This is a genomic window from Jiangella aurantiaca (assembly GCF_004349105.1).
Taxonomy (GTDB): Bacteria; Actinomycetota; Actinomycetes; order Jiangellales; family Jiangellaceae; genus Jiangella; species Jiangella aurantiaca.
Window position 1 is genome coordinate 1 of sequence record NZ_SMLB01000017.1, and the last position, 14223, is coordinate 14223.

Genomic DNA, 14223 nt, shown 5'->3' on the forward strand with positions numbered 1-14223 from the left:
GCCCGCCCCGGTGCCGCCCACTCCCGTGGTGGCCCACCTGGCCCAGCAGCTGGGCATCGACGTCGACACGATCCGAGGCGGGGGTGTCGGCGGCCGCATCCGCCTGCGCGACCTCGCCCCTCTCGCGGCGACCGGCGGCCGGCCGGCGGTCACGTGGTCGCACGCTCTCGCCGAGGCCGACGTGACCTGTCTGCTCGCCCCACCGGCTCGGGCCGGCGAGCTGCTTGCCCGCGCTGCGCTCGCGATCCTGCGGGCGGCGGACGGCATCGCTCTGCGGGCGGCCGGTCTGAGCGTGACGGTCCCCGGCCCGGCCGGTGCGCTGACCGCGGCCACTGTGCCCAACGCCACCGAGCTCTCCGTCGCCGGGCTGGCCCGCGCCCTGGCCACGGTACGGACACGTCCGGACGCCGGCCCTGCGGCTGGTGTCGGTGGCAGCGGCGGGCTGACGGTCCACGACGCGACCAACGACGGGCTGCTGGCCGAGCTCCCGATCGTTCAACCGGCGCCCGCGCTGCTCATCAGTATCGGGGCGCCGCGGCGGAAGGTCGTGCCGGACACCTCCGGCGGCGGCCTGGCGCTCTCGGTCCGGCAGACGGTGTACGTGGCGGCGGCCAGCGACCCCGGCCGGCTCCCTCGCGACGAGGCGGTCCGCCTCCTCGACGCCGCAGTCGCCGCGCTGGAGATCGTCTCCGTAGGCGACTGATCCCATCCCGGTCACGAGCGGCATGCGCACGACACGAAGTCAATCGATTGTCTGGAGGCGATGATGCACAGACGTCTACTCGGCACGGCACTCAGCGCGGCGCTGGTCGCGGGTTTGCTGTCAGCCATGGCACCGCTCCCCGCGGGGTCGGCACCACCGGAGTCCGGACGTACCACCACCGCGTGGCGCGACGGCGTCCTGCAGGTGGAGACCGAAGACCTGGTCTCGCGCTCCGACCTCGCGCTCGAACAGGCTCCATGGCGCGACTTCGAGAGCATGCCGGTGGGCAACGGGCACGTCGGCGCGGCCGTGTGGGCCGAGAACGGCTTCACCGCGCAGCTCAACCGCAACGACACCTTCCCCGACCTGAAATCGGCCGGCCAGCTCGTGATCCCCGGACTGTTCGAGTTGTCCTCGGCCGGCGACTACACCGGCCGGCTGGACATGTATGACGGCCAACTGCGTCAGTCCGGCGGCGGGTTGAGCACCGTCAGCTACATACGGGCCGACGCCGACCAGTTCGTCGTCGAGGTCAGCGGCGCCGACCCGGACGAGACCCAGACGGTGGAGCTGCGGCTGTGGGATGGCCGTGAGCCCGCGGCATACGCCGACGGCGGCATCGTCGCCCTGGCCGAGACGTTCACCGACGAGGACTCCGGCATCACCACCGGCGCCATCGCCGCGGTGACCGTGCTCGGGCGTCACGTGACGGCCGAGGTGGTCGACGACGTCACGGTCCGGCTGACCTTCACTCCGGCCGCGGACGGGTCGTTCCGCGTGGTGGCCGGGGTGCCCGCTTACACCGGCGGCGACGTCGGCGGCGCGGCGGCCGAGGCGTTGACCGGCGCTGACGCCGTCGACCTCGAGGCCGGCCACCTGGCGTGGTGGGCGGACTTCTGGGCCGGCGTGGCGCCGATGCGGGTCGCCTCCTCCGACGGCGTCGGCGAGTACATGGAGAACCTGCGGATCCAGCAGCTCTACACGACCGCCGCCACCCAGCGCGCCGAAGTGCCCACCGGCCAGGCCGGCGCGGCGAACATGCTGTACCCGTTCGAGGACCAGATGATCTCGCCGGACTTCTGGTTCCACTTCAACCTGCGCCAGCAGGTGTTCGCGAACTTCGGCGCCGGCACCGCGGAGTTCAACGACGCCTACCTGAGCCTGTACATCGACCGGCTGCCGCAGATGCTCGCCTGGACCCGGCAGGCATGGCCGGGCACCGAGGGCGTCTGCGTGCCGGAACTGCTGCGCTTCGACGGAACCGGCGGCGCGTGCGACGGCGAGATCGGCCCGGCGTTCCTCAACCGCGTCATCTCCACCGGCCCCGAGGTGGCCCACGACATCTGGAAGCAGTACCTCTACACGGGCGACGAGTCCGTGGTGGAGGAGGGCTACCCGCTGATGCGCGAGGTGGTGCGCTTCTACCTGTCACTGCTGGAGGAGGGCGAGGACGGGCGCGTCCACCTGCATGACGTCAACTCGCTGGAGACCCAGTGGGACACCACCGACCCGACGCCGGACCTCGCGGCGATGAAGGTGATGTTCCCGATCGTGGCCGACCTGGCCGAGCAGAACGGTGACGCCGATCTCGCCGCCGAGCTACGGGCCACCATCCCGAAGCTGCCCGAGTTCCGCACCACCACGCGCAACGGCGTGGATGTCATGGCCTGGTCCGCGACCGACGAGCCGGCCAAGAACACCCAGAACGTCGATCTCGAGCCGCTGATGCCGTGGGGCCTGTTCGGCATCGGCTCGCAGCTGATGCGCGACACGTTCCAGCAGCGGGTCTTCCCGCTGACCCGCGAGTGGGACGAGAGCCCGATCTGGGCGGCGCGACTCGGGCTGCCCGAGGACATGGAGCGGTTGCTCGTCGAAGGCACGGTCGACCTGCAGAAGTTCCCGAACGGCTTCACCGGCCACGGCAAGAACGACGACCCGGCGTCGATCCACAACTACTACAGCTCGTGGAGCGCCATCGTCGCGAGCTCGCTGCAGGAAGCCCTGGTGCAGGCCCACGAGGGGGTCGTCCGGATCGCGCCGTCCTGGATCGACGACTGGGACGTCGACGGCACCGTCGTCATCCCCGGCGGGCACAGGGTGAGCACTCAGGTGCGCGACGGCGTGCCGAACCTCGTCGGCATCGAGGCCGCCGCGGACGACACGCTGCGCATCGCCAACCCGTGGCCCGGCGAGCGGATCCGCGTCGTCGACGGCGCCGACCCGGCCGCCTCGATCGTCCGGCCCACCGACGCCGAGGAGATCGACCTGACGGTCGAGGCGGGATCGAGCTACGTCGTCGAGCGGGTCGGTGCGCCGCTGCGCTCGTTCCCGTTCGAGGAGATCGGCGGCCGGCCGGCCGCCGAGGCGCGCCACCTTGGCGGGCAGACGCTCGGTGTCGAGTCCAGCACGCCGGAGATCCGCAGCGACGTCGTCGACGTGGCCGGCCCGCGGCACCTGGACCGGCTGGTCCGCGCACACGACGGAGTCGACCACCTGCTCGAGAGCAGCGACGTCCTCGACGGCCTGCCCGACGTGCTCGACGGGACGGCGATGGTGCGTGGCGCTCCGGACGACGCCGAGAACGCCGCACCCGAGGACTACCTGACGCTGGACCTCTCGCGGCCCGCGGACGTCTACGTGGCCTTCGACGAGCGCGGCGAGGGCACCTGGTGGCCGGGCTGGCTGCAGGAGCAGGGCTTCACCCGGACCGATCTCACCGTCGGCACCCACGACTTCCTCCAGAGCATCGCCCTCGAGCCCGACGGGCGGATGCGCGCGTCCGGATCGGGCGTGACGCTGCTGAAGGAAGGAGCGGACTGGGGCGACCAGATCCTCGACGTGACGGTGCAGCAGGTGCAGGTCGGGACGAGTGTGATGTTCCGCGCCCAGGACGCTCGCAACGGCTACGTGTGGCAGATCGGCGGCTCCCTCGGCAGCGACGGCGGCCTGGGCCAGCTGCAGATGTACCGCATGGTCGACGGGCGCATGACGCGGATCGGGCAGGTCAACCCGATCGTCCCGGCCGCCCGGAACGAGTACCGGCTGCGGGTGGAGGCGGTCGGCGACCGCATCCGTACCTTCCTTGACGGGAAGCTGGTCGACGACCGTGTCGATGGCACCTTCGCCGCCGGCCGGGCCGGCATCCGGATGGCCGGCAACGAGATCGGCGAGTTCGACCGGTTCACGGTCACCACGCCGGACGGCGCCACGCTGTTCGACGACGACTTCTCCGGCGACCTGTCGGCCTGGGACGTCCCGGCCGATCGAGAGAACATCTCGCTGGTGGTGTGGACGAAGCACCTCCCGGCCGGTCGGCACGCGCTCGGCCCGAACTCCGGCGTGGACGGCGACGGCGGCGTGCCGTACGTGACCTTCATCGACGACACGCCATAGGCGCCCCGCGACTCGCTGGGGCGGCGCTGCCGGCGCCGTCCCGGCGGGTCTTCGCCGGCTTGGCCCACGGCTTCGATAGTCGGCAGGAGATCGCCGGCGCATGGCGGAACAGGCCCACCTGGGCGCAGCGGCGAGTCCGCCGACACAAGGTTCGCGATCTTGCGGTTGAGGCGAGCCTGCTGCTCGCGCAACGTCTCGATCCGGGCGGCTTCCGCCTCGTCTGGACCTGCCGCAGCAGCGATCCATTCGGGGTCGTTCGGCTCGAGCGCCGGCCACCGATCCAGGCTGGCCATGACCGTGTCTTCGCGTAGATGGATGCTGCCCGGGTGACCCTTCAAAGATCACGACCAGCAGGCAGATCTTGTCCTGATTGAGCCGGACCTCGAGGTGGATCCCGTCGCTGACATCGTGCCTCATCGGCGTCGTATCAGCCGCTTGATCGCCGGGATCAGGACGGCAATGGCGATCATCGTGAGGCTCACGACCGCGGCGTACCGATCGATGATGAGGACGACGTCGACCGCCTGCTGACCGAGCCCGTAGCCGAGGCCCGCGACCAAGCCGGTCATGACCAGCGCGCCGGCGAAGTCGAGGATCAGGAATGTCGCCAGGCGCATCCCGGCCAAGCCCGCCATGGCGTACACGACCGCAGTGGGGACACCGGGCAGCACGGCGAGGACGACCGCGGCGCGCAGGGTCCACGGCCGCAGCTCGGTGGCGCGGCCGGCGAACCGCAGGGCGCGCTCGCTGGTCGTGAACATCCTGACAATGCCCAGGCCCCACTGCCGCCCGGTCCACCAGGTAAGCCAGTCGAGCTTCACCATGCCCGCGGCTCCGGCGACAACGACCAGCCAGACGGGAGCCTCGCCGATCCGGGCGAACGCAGCGGCGGCGCCGATCGCCGTGAGGTCGCCGGTGAGGAACTCCAGCATGACCGGATGCGAGGCGAGCAGGAACGGCTTCAGCGGCCGCAACACCAAGCCGAGCGCTACCACTCCGAGAATCGCGCCCATCAGGGCCATGTCCAGGCGGGTGGCGCGACCCTGCCACGGCACGAACCGGCGCCAGGGGCTGGTCGCTCGTGGGATGGCACCGGCAGCGGCCAGGCTATTGGATGTTCCGTCGACGATGCTCATGGTCCAAGGCTGAGCGATCCACCGATCAATCGACATGTGCGCTTGTCACGAGTTCGTCGTGTACTCCGCAGGGCCAGAATGTGCACTCATAGGCAGCATCCAACGTCGCTCCGGGATCGGCCCTGGCTGGTCGTGGTGTGCGCGCTCGTCACCGTGTACGGGTGGGCGCTCGTGTTCCCGCTGCGCCACCTCGCGGGGCGATTCCAGATGGCATAGCGGCGTCGGCGATGCGTCCTGCCGGCTCGCCTACCCGATGACGCAGTAGTCGACGAGCAGATAGCCCGTCGGCGAGGTCATGCTTCGGATCGACTCGAGCCGAATCGCCGGCAAGCCGTCGAGGAGTTTCCGCCCGCTGCCCGCGATCGCCGGTGCGATCACCAGCCTGAGCTCGTCGGCGACGCCCGCGGCAAGCAGGGCCTGGGCGACCGAAATGCTTGCATGCACGCCGATGTCGGCTCCGGGTTGGTTCCTCAGATCCCGCACGAACTCGACCAGTTCGCCGTCGACCACGGTCGTATTGGCCCACTTCCGATCGAGCGGCGTGGAGGTGGCGACGTACTTCGTGACCCCGTTGATGAACGTCGCGAACGGCTCGATGTCGCTGCCCGGCCAGAACTCGGCCCACTCCTCGTAGCTGCGCCGGCCGAGGATGACCGAGTCCTGCGCCGCGATGACGGCGCCGAGGTTGGCCTCCATCGCGTCGTCCCAGTCGGCGAAGAACCCATCGGGCTTCTCCGCGACGCCGTCGAGGGACAACAGCTCATACACGACGACCTTGCGCACGTTCAACACCTCCGATTGACGTGGACCCTGCTGCGTAGACGGCTCGCGCGACCAGAACTCATCGCTGCGATCACCAGGCGCCGCCTGTCAGACAGCCACGGGACGTTCCGCCGGGGACTCAGCCCGGCCATACGCTTCCCCACTAGGGTGGCCTGATGCCGGGCAACCACACGGCCGCCGACCGTGTGGCCGAAGACTGGGCGCCTCCTGCGGCACGCCACACGAGCAGCCCCTTCCGCTTCCTGCTCTGGCTCGCCCGCTCGCAGGCGCGGCGCGTCGCTGCAGGCGCGGCGCTCGGGAGTTCGTGGATGGTCGGCTTGGCCGTGCCCCCGTGGGTGCTGTCCCGCGCGGTGGACGACGGTCTCGTCGCGGGAGACACTGCGGCCCTGGTCACGTGGTCTGTGGTGCTAGCTGTCGCGAGCGTGCTCAATGCCGTGCTGGCCATCTCCCGGCACCGCACCATGACCAAGATCCGCATGGACGCGTCGTTTCGCACTGTGCGTGCGGTCGTGCGGCACACCGCCCGGTTGGGCTCGGCTCTGTCGCGGCGGGTGGGCACGGGCGAGGTGGTGACGATCGGCGTTGCCGACGTTCAGGCTGTCGCGCAATCGATGACCGTGACGGGACCGGGCTTCGGCGCGATCGTGGCCTACGGGGTGGTCGCCGTGGTGCTGTTCACCATCTCGCCACTGCTGGCCCTGGTCGTGCTCGCCGGTGTGCCGTTGCTGGCTGGCACAGTCGGGCCGCTGCTGCGGCGCATCGAGCGCACCGGCGGCGACTACCGCGTGCACCAGGGCCGGCTGACCACGCGGCTGGTGGACATTCTGGGTGGGCTGCACGTGCTCAACGGCCTCGGGGGGAAGGAGTTCACGGTTGAGCGCTACGGGCGCCAGTCGCGGGAACTGGTCGAGCGCGGCTACCGCGTCGGCGGCCCGGCGAGCTGGGTGACCGCGCTGGCGAGCGGGCTGCCAGCGCTGTTCCTGGCCGCAGTGGTGTGGCTGGCATCGCGGATGACCGCGCGGGACGAGATCACCATCGGAGACCTCGTCGCGGTTTACGGCTACGTCGCTGTACTGGTGGTGCCGGTGTCGGCCTTCATCGAGGGCGGTGGCGACATCGCCCGCGCGCTGGTAGCCGCCCGGCGCATCGTGGACCTGCTCAATCTGCAGCCCGAACGCGACATCCAGCATGACGCGGTCGAGCTACCGGACGTCTGCGGACCGCTCGCCGACCCGGAGTCCGGCGTTCTGGTGCGCGCCGGGCTGTTCACCGCGCTGGTGAGCGCGCGTCCCGATGAAGCGATCGCGGTGGTGGAGAGGTTGGGCCGATTCACTCACACCGACGCGACGTGGGCCGGGGTGCGGGTCGACGCGGTGGCGGCCGATCAGTTGCGGGAGCGGCTGGTCGTCGCCGACAACGACGCCGCGCTGTTCGCGGGCACGGTGCGCGACACCGTCGCGGGTCGGCAGAAGCCGGACGACGAGCGTGTCCGCGCAGCCCTGCGGACCGCCGTGGCAGAGGACGTCGTGGAGGCATTGCCCGGCGGTCTGGACGCACCCGTCGCGTCCGGCGGCAGGACACTGTCAGGTGGGCAGCGGCAGCGGCTCCGTCTGGCGCGCGCCCTCTATACCGCACCGGACGTGCTGCTCGCCGTGGAGCCGACCTCCGCAGTCGACGCGCTCACCGAGGCCGCCGTAGTCGACCGGTTGCGCGAAGCCAGGCAGGACCTCACCACGGTGGTCACGACAACCTCGCCGCTCGTACTCGACCGGGCCGACGAGGTCGTCTTCCTCGCCGATGGCCGCGCCGCGGCGTCCGGCACGCACAAGGAGCTGCTGCGCGACAACCCTGCCTACCGGCACCTGGTGTCCCGCATGCAGGACGGGCAGGTGAGCTGATGAGCGCGACGCTTCCTGTGGCGAAGCCAGCCCAGATCCGGGCCGCAGCGTGGGCCGACTTGCGCGCGGACCAGGGCGCCGTGGCCGGTCTGCTGCTGCTCAACAGCCTGGCCTCTGCGGCGGGGCTGGCCGGACCGTGGCTGTTGGGCCGGATCGTCGACGCGGTCAGGGCGGGCTCCGGTGACGTGCTCGGCACCGTGGACCGTCTGGCGCTGGGCGTGGTGGTGTTCACCGTCGTGCAGACGCTGCTCGCGCGGTGGGCGCTCGCAGTGGGCTACCGGTTCGGCGAGCGCACGGCGGCCCGGGTCCGCGATCGGTTCCTGACGCGCACGCTCGCGCTGCCGCCGTCCGTCGCGGAGCACGTGCCCGCAGGCGACCTGATCGCCCGCGGCAGCATCGACGCCTCCGTGGTCGCGAATACGTTGCGGCGAGCGGTGCCCGAGGTCCTCGTGGCTCTCGTCCAAGCCCTGCTCCTCATCGTCGCAGTGCTCGTGCTGAACCCGCTGCTCGGACTGTGCGGGCTGGTGTGCCTGCTCGGCGTCGGCGCCGCGCTGCGCTGGTACCTGCGGCGGGCCCGGCCGGCCTACCTCACCGAGGCGGCGACCGGGGCGCGGCTGGCCGACGTCGTCACGAGCACCGCGAAGGGCGCCCGCACGATCGAGGCGCTCGCGCTGGAGAGCCGGCGCGCGGAGGCCGCGGACCGCGCAGTCGCCGACGCACGGGCCGCTCGGCTGCGGACACTGCGGCTGCGGACGGTGCTGTTCCCGTCGCTCGACGTCTCGTGCGCGCTGCCGGTGGTCGGCGTGTTGCTGGCTGGCGGGGTGCTACACGCGAACGGTGTGGTCAGCGTCGGCGTGGTGGTGACCGCGACGGTGTACCTGCGGCAGCTGGTGGGTCCGCTGGACACGCTGACGCTGTGGGTGGAGCAGTTGCAGGGCGCGATCGCGTCCTACGCACGGGTCGAGGGACTCGCGGAGGTACCGCGCGAGGAGCCGCGACCTGCGGCAGCACCTGATGGCGACCGCACCGAGGTGTCCGGCGTCCGCTACGCCTACGACGGCGGCCGGGACGTCCTGCGTGGAGTCGACCTGGTGGTGCGGCCCGGCGAGCGACTGGCCGTCATCGGCCCCTCCGGAGCGGGGAAGTCCACACTGGCCCGGCTGCTGGCGGGCCTCGACCGGCCACGTACCGGGACGGTGACCGTAGGAGGAACGCCGGTGGCGGACCTGCCACCCGACCGGCTGCGTGAGCAGGTCGTGCTCGTCACGCAGGACCACCACGTCTTCCACGACACGGTGCGCGACAACCTGCGGGTGGTGAGACCGAGCGCCACCGACGAGGAGCTGCGCGCCGCGCTGGAGGCCGTGGGCGCACGCTGGATCGACGACCTGCCGCAAGACCTGGACACAAAGGTCGGCGCCGACATCGGCCTCGACGGCGCACGCGCCCAGCAGCTGTCGCTGGCGCGCCTCGTGCTCGCCGACCCGCACACGCTGATCCTGGACGAGGCAACGGCGCTGCTCGACCCGAGGACCGCGCGGCAGACCGAGCGGTCCCTGGCGGCGGTCCTGCACGGGCGCACGGTCATCGCGATCGCCCACCGGCTGCAGACCGCGCACGACGCCGACCGCATAGCGGTCCTGGAGGCGGGCGAACTGGTCGAGCTGGGCACCCACGACGAACTCGTCAGAGCGGGCGGCCCCTACGAGAGGCATTGGCGTTCGTGGCACGGTGAGTACGACGAGCACAACGATCCGTGACATCACCAGGACTTCTCCCGCTTCGCCAGGAAAGCGTGCCTAGTTGTGAGGCGCGAGAAGTCCTGGTGAACGTGATCACCTGGTGATCCGGTCCAGCGGGAGATGGAGCACCGGCTCGGCGCCGGCCGGCGCCTCGCCGGCCGCCAGCGCCGCGATCTGGGCGGCGCTGAGCGCCTGGTCGAACATCCACACATCGTCGACGGCGCCGTCCAGCGGGTTGTTGATGCCGTCGACCCGGGCACCGATCCGGATGCCGGTGAGTGCGCCGGCCGACACGGAACCGGCGGCCGGTGCAGACGACCCTTGTGGCTCGCCATCGAGGTAGATCGTCACGGCCTCGGCGCTGCGGGTGAGGGCGACGTGGTGCCACGCACCGTCGGCGTAGTCGCCCGCCGCGGTCGCGAACCTGCTCTCCGCGCCCGTGTTGACGTGGCCGTCATTCTCGACGCGCTTCTCACGGGCGACCCGGATCAGGCGCGAGCGGCGATCGAGGACCACTACATCGGCATCGAGTCCAAGCTCACCGAGGACCCGCCGGCAGAGGCGCCTCCGCTCACCGAGACGACCACGGAGACGCAGTGACCGGGCGGCCCGCGCCCGAGCACGGACCCCTCGGCTTCACCAGCGCCGTCTTCGTCCCCGCCCGGACCACGCCCGGCTGGCTCGAACCATTTGCCAACCACCAGCCGGTCACCGTCGCCGCCGGCGCGCTGCGCGGGCTGATGCTCGGCGAGGGCGCCCTGCCGCCGCGACAGACCGTCACCGGCCAGGTCGCCCTCACCCTGGCCTGGGCCGCCGCCCTCACCGTCGTGTTCGCGCCGCTCGCCGTGCGGGTGTTCAGCCGCACCAGCCGCTGATTCTCACGCACTCACGTCCCGGACCAGCTCGGCGCCATGGGCTGCGGCATAGTGAGCCGGTCCGCCGGCGAGGACGGTGAGGCCGGTGCGGCCGGCGCGCTCGAGGATGCTCGCGGCGGTCATCGCTCGTTCGCCGTGACCACAGGCCACGACCGCGCCCGGCGGCACATCGTCGACCAGATCGGTGATCTTGCCGAGCTCGACGTGTAGTGCGCCGGCAACGCGGCCACCGCGGTACTCGGCCTGCTGTCGCACGTCGAGGTACGGCCCCGACGGCGCCCGGTCCGCGGACAGGAACGCGGTCGTGCGCTGCGCTCGTCCGGCCGCCAGCCAAGCCGGCATGCCACCGTCGAGCCGGCCGGCCAGCCGCTCGTAGCCGATCTTGTACGCCTGCCAGACGATCTCATCGACGTCCTGGTCGTCACCGGCCACGAAGGCGAGCGGGGCATCGTCGGGCAGGAGCCAGCCCAGCCAGATCCCGAACTGCGGGCGCAGCGGGATGGAGATCGCGCCGTGGATGTGGCCGGCCGCGAAGTCGGCCGCGGGCCGCACGTCGATCACGTAGCCGCCGCTGCCCAACAGCGTCACGACCTGGTCGACGGTCAGCGGCCCCAGCGAGGGGGCGGTGCCGACGGCTGGGCCGCGCCGGTTGCGCTCGGTGAGCCGGTCGAAATAGGCCGGGTAGGACCCGAGACGGTCCAGCAGCTCGCGCACGAATGTGTCCTCGTCCCGCACGGCGAGCAGCGGGTTGTCGCGCTTTTGTGCGCGGACGGTCGTCGTGCGCTCCGCACCGGACGGGGCGGAGCAGAACGAGCCCGAGCCGTGGGTCGGCCACACCGCCGTCTCGTCCGGCAGTGTGGCCAGCCTGTTCAGCGACCGGTACTGGGCGCGAGCGAGCTCCTCGGCGCGGTCGGCGCCCAGCAGATCGGTCCGGGCGGCGGAATCGACGAGCAGCGATCCGCCCGTGAACACACCGAGCGCACGGTTGCCGTCGAGCAGCAGGAACGCCAGGTGCTCGTGGGTGTGACCGGGCGTGGACAGAGCCCGCAGTGTCAGTCCGTCCAGATTCACCTCGTCCCCGTCGCCGAGCGGCGTATGCGGAAAGGCCCGTCGCCCGGCCGCCGAGGCCAGCACGGTGGCGCCCTGGTCGCGAGCGAGCTGGATGGCACCGGAGAGGAAGTCGGCATGCAGGTGCGTGTCGGCGGCGAACGCCACAGTCAGTCCTCGCCGCTTCGCGCTGGCGTGGAGGGCGCGCAGATCCCGGCTGGCGTCCACCGCCAGCGCACGCCCGTCGCCCAGGTCGACGAGATAGGCGCTGTTGCCCAGTCCCTCGTCGACCAGCGGGATCAGGTGTTCCTCGGCGAAGTCCACGGTGGCACCTCCAGGTCTCCGAGGCAGGCGATGCGATGCGCGGCCGGAAAAGTTCCGCGCGTTGTTATACGATACTCCACAGATTATTGGAGGATCGCATGGCGGCAACCACCCAGGCACTGGCGAAGACCGAGCTGTACGAGGCGTTCGCGGCCAGCGGCAAGGCGCTGGCCAGCGGGAAGCGCCTGGAGCTGCTCGACCTGCTGGCCCAGGGCGAGCGCACCGTCGACGGGCTGGCGAAAGCGGCCGGGCTGAACCTGACGACAGCCTCGGCTCATCTGCAGACGCTCAAACAGGCGGGGTTCGTCGCGACCCGCCGCGACGGTGTGCGCATCTTCTACCGGCTGGCCGGTGACGACGTCGCCCAGCTGTTCGCGCTGCTGCGCAAAGTCGCGGAGCGACATCAGGCCGCCGTTCCCGTCGCCCGCGACGCCTACCTCGGCGACACCGACACCGCAGAACTCCGCCACAACGAGCTGCAGGCCCGGATCGAGATTGGTGACGTGGTCGTGCTGGACGTGCGCCCGGTGGAGGAATACCTGGCAGGCCACATCCCCGGCGCCATCTCCATCCCCGTCGACGAACTGGCGGACCGGATCAACGAACTGCCCGAGCACACCGACACGGTCGTGTACTGCCGCGGCGAGTACTGCGTGCTGGCCTACGACGCCGTCCGGCTGCTCACCGAGCACGGACGGCGAGCGATCCGCCTCAACGACGGCATGCTCGAGTGGCGCCTCGCCGACCTGCCCGTCGACGCCTGCGACCGCCCATGACGGTGCCAGACATCGCCCTCCAGCTCGACGACCCTGAGCGGCAGCGGGTGCAGCGACGCACCCTGACCGTCGTCGTCCTCAGCCAGATCCTCGGCGGCGCCGGCCTGGCCGCAGGCGTCACCGTCGGTGCCCTGTTGGCTCAGCAGATGCTCGGCTCCAAAAGCGTCGCCGGGCTCCCCACCGCGCTGTTCACCCTCGGCTCAGCCCTCGCCGCCTACCTGGTCGGCCTGTTCACGCAACGGTGGGGCCGGCGGATCGGTCTCGGCGCCGGGTTCGCCGCCGGCGGCATCGGCGCTGCCGGGGTCGTCGCCGCGGCGGTGAGCGACAACGTGCCCTTGCTGTTCGCCTCACTGTTCATCTACGGCGCGGGAACCGCGACCAACCTGCAGGCCCGCTACGCCGGCACCGACCTGGCGCCGCCCGCCCGCCGCGGCACCGCGATCAGTATCGCCATGGTCTCCACCACCCTCGGCGCGGTCGCGGGACCGAACCTGGTTGACCCCTTGGGCGATTTCGCCACACGGATGGGCATCCCCGCGCTGGCCGGACCGTTCCTGCTCGCCGCCGTCGCCTACTCCGCCGCCGGCATCGCGCTGTTCGCCCTGCTGCGCCCCGACCCGTTCCTCCTCGCGCGCCGACTCCAAGTCGCGGCCGCCGTCAGCACCGTCGGCGATCCGCCCACTACGCTCTCCAGGCCGCGACCCGGTGCCGCCGCCTACGTCGGCGCCACGATCATGGTGCTGACCCAGATCTCAATGGTCGCCATCATGACCATGACCCCGGTGCACATGCGGGCCCACCACCACGGGCTCGGCGACGTCGGCCTCGTCATCGGCATCCACATCGGCGCGATGTTCCTGCCATCGCTGGTCACCGGCGTCCTCGTCGACCGGATCGGACGCACGCCGATGGCGATCGCCTCCGGCCTCACCCTGCTCCTCGCCGGCGTGACCGCGGCCGCCGCGCCCGGCGAGTCGCTCGGTCTGCTGATTGTCGCGCTGGCACTGCTCGGACTCGGCTGGAACTTCGGCCTGATCGCCGGCACCGCGCTGGTCGTCGATGCCACCGTTCCGGAGAACCGGCCACGCACGCAAGGCACCATTGATGTCCTCGTCGCGCTCGCCGGCGCGGGCGGCGGCGCCATGTCCGGCGTGGTCGTGTCGGCCTCGGACTACGCGACCCTCTCCCTGGCCGGCGGTGCGCTCGCCCTGCTGCTCATCCCGGTCCTGTTCTGGGCTCGTCGCGAGCGGAGCACGATCTCCCGAGCTACGGCATGACGCGGACGCCCGCCGCGATCCGGCTGGGTCTGCGCGAGAACGCCGGCCAGTTCACACTCCTGGTCGCAGTCAACGCCCTGGTCGGTGGCATGGTCGGTCAACAGCAGACCGTGTTGCTTCCTGCTGGCGACCGCCATGGTCTACCCCGCGTCAGGTGGACCCTGTTGGTGACCTTGGGCTCTTGAGCCGGTTGAGACCGATCCTCCCGGGTACTGCGGCCCATAGTCACTGGTGAGCTGCGAGCCGGCCACATGACTCGCTGACCGACA

The 14223-nt window shown here is 71.2% G+C and carries 11 protein-coding genes and 1 pseudogene; 8 read left to right on the forward strand and 4 right to left on the reverse strand.

The window, feature by feature from the left end:
- Together E1262_RS14090 and E1262_RS14095 are read left to right on the forward strand one after the other, a co-directional pair.
- Nucleotides 1–703, forward strand: a 703-nt coding sequence (locus E1262_RS14090; protein WP_203453862.1) for an E3 binding domain-containing protein, incomplete at its 5' end; no start/stop codon positions are given.
- Nucleotides 704–829: 126 nt separating this feature from the next.
- Nucleotides 830–4096 (forward strand): glycosyl hydrolase family 95 catalytic domain-containing protein, encoded by a 3267-nt coding sequence (locus E1262_RS14095; RefSeq protein ID WP_132103774.1) that lies wholly within the window; start codon nucleotides 830–832, stop codon nucleotides 4094–4096.
- A 413-nt stretch (nucleotides 4097–4509) separates the two neighbouring features.
- On the opposite strand, the gene E1262_RS14100 is transcribed toward E1262_RS14095, so the two are convergent.
- Nucleotides 4510–5232 carry a DedA family protein gene (locus E1262_RS14100; protein WP_132103775.1) on the reverse strand — a complete coding sequence of 241 codons (723 nt, stop codon included), beginning with the start codon at nucleotides 5230–5232 and terminating at the stop codon, nucleotides 4510–4512.
- A gap of 246 nt (nucleotides 5233–5478) precedes the next feature.
- The gene (locus tag E1262_RS14105; protein WP_132103776.1) at nucleotides 5479–6015 is read right to left on the reverse strand and encodes a dihydrofolate reductase family protein; all 537 of its coding nucleotides are present in this window, start codon (nucleotides 6013–6015) and stop codon (nucleotides 5479–5481) included.
- A gap of 155 nt (nucleotides 6016–6170) precedes the next feature.
- Here E1262_RS14105 and E1262_RS14110 point away from each other — a divergent pair, with 155 nt between their 5' ends.
- Nucleotides 6171–7913, forward strand: a complete 1743-nt coding sequence (locus E1262_RS14110; RefSeq protein WP_132103777.1) for an ABC transporter ATP-binding protein — start codon at nucleotides 6171–6173, stop codon at nucleotides 7911–7913.
- Nucleotides 7913–9673, forward strand: coding sequence for an ABC transporter ATP-binding protein (locus tag E1262_RS14115; protein WP_203453863.1), 1761 nt, complete (start codon nucleotides 7913–7915; stop codon nucleotides 9671–9673). Before E1262_RS14110 ends, E1262_RS14115 begins: the two co-directional genes overlap by 1 nt.
- A gap of 75 nt (nucleotides 9674–9748) precedes the next feature.
- On the opposite strand, the gene E1262_RS14120 is transcribed toward E1262_RS14115, so the two are convergent.
- Nucleotides 9749–10171 (reverse strand): LamG domain-containing protein, encoded by a 423-nt coding sequence (locus tag E1262_RS14120; protein WP_203453864.1) that lies wholly within the window; start codon nucleotides 10169–10171, stop codon nucleotides 9749–9751.
- A gap of 80 nt (nucleotides 10172–10251) precedes the next feature.
- Here E1262_RS14120 and E1262_RS14125 point away from each other — a divergent pair, with 80 nt between their 5' ends.
- A complete protein-coding gene (locus tag E1262_RS14125; RefSeq protein ID WP_132103779.1) occupies nucleotides 10252–10530 on the forward strand; it encodes an ABC-2 transporter permease in 279 nt (92 codons plus the stop codon).
- 3 nt (nucleotides 10531–10533) lie between these two features.
- Here E1262_RS14125 and E1262_RS14130 read toward each other — a convergent pair whose 3' ends face one another.
- Nucleotides 10534–11901, reverse strand: a complete 1368-nt coding sequence (locus tag E1262_RS14130; RefSeq protein WP_132103780.1) for an MBL fold metallo-hydrolase — start codon at nucleotides 11899–11901, stop codon at nucleotides 10534–10536.
- Between the two features lie 98 nt (nucleotides 11902–11999).
- Between E1262_RS14130 and E1262_RS14135 the strand changes: the two genes are divergently transcribed.
- The 3 genes and pseudogenes from E1262_RS14135 to E1262_RS32095 form a co-directional block, all read left to right on the forward strand.
- Nucleotides 12000–12677, forward strand: coding sequence for an ArsR/SmtB family transcription factor (locus E1262_RS14135; RefSeq protein WP_132103781.1), 678 nt, complete (start codon nucleotides 12000–12002; stop codon nucleotides 12675–12677).
- Nucleotides 12674–13954, forward strand: coding sequence for an MFS transporter (locus tag E1262_RS14140; RefSeq protein ID WP_132103782.1), 1281 nt, complete (start codon nucleotides 12674–12676; stop codon nucleotides 13952–13954). Before E1262_RS14135 ends, E1262_RS14140 begins: the two co-directional genes overlap by 4 nt.
- Nucleotides 13951–14097, forward strand: a pseudogene (locus tag E1262_RS32095) (MFS transporter); the annotation flags it as partial. The gene E1262_RS14140 and the pseudogene E1262_RS32095, both read left to right, overlap by 4 nt.
- Nucleotides 14098–14223 lie beyond the last annotated feature (126 nt).